Raw genomic sequence first — 616 nt, forward strand, 5'->3', positions numbered from 1 at the left:
GTGACCGTCATCCAGCCCACCATCGAGGTGGCGCCGGGCATCACGATCCCCGTCGGCCCGCCCACCACCATCACGAACGCGCCGCCCAGCCCGGGTGGAGGCGGGCCGGGTGGCCAAGGCGGGCCAGGCGGCCTCGAGCCGGGCGTCCCGCCGGGCGGCCCCCAAGCTCCCGCGCCGCAACCGCCGCCGTGACCGAGGCCGAGCAGCGCATTTCTCCGCAGCGGCTGGCCGGCGATCTGCGTAGCGTCGACAATCGCGATTGCCCGAGCCGCACCGACGCGTTGGGTGCCGCGCTGGCGGAAGTCGTCGGGGGGCCGGTGGGCAGGCACGCGCTGATCGGGCGCGCCCGGGTGATGACCCCGCTGCGGGTGATGTTCTTGATCGGCCTGGTGTTCTTGGCGCTCGGCTGGTCGACCAAGGCGGCCTGCCTGCAGAGCACCGGCACCGGAACGGCCGATCAACGGGTCGCCAACTGGGACAACCAGCGCGCGTACTACGAGTTGTGTTACTCCGACACCGTCCCGCTCTATGGCGCGGAGTTGTTGAGCCAGGGCAAGTTTCCGTACAAGTCGAGCTGGGTCGAGACCGACGGCAGCGGCACCCCGCAGACCCGTTA

1 protein-coding gene and 1 pseudogene are annotated in these 616 nt (G+C 71.4%); both read left to right on the forward strand.

Annotated elements, in window-relative coordinates; translation table 11 throughout:
- A partial coding sequence (locus tag A5680_RS08000; RefSeq protein ID WP_156675034.1) for a hypothetical protein occupies window positions 1-192 on the forward strand: 192 nt, incomplete at its 5' end.
- A pseudogene (locus A5680_RS08005) lies at window positions 189-616 on the forward strand (hypothetical protein); the annotation flags it as partial. The gene A5680_RS08000 and the pseudogene A5680_RS08005, both read left to right, overlap by 4 nt.

The sequence above is a fragment of the Mycobacterium sp. E2989 genome, from assembly GCF_001667595.1.
In the GTDB taxonomy this organism is placed as follows: Bacteria; Actinomycetota; Actinomycetes; order Mycobacteriales; family Mycobacteriaceae; genus Mycobacterium.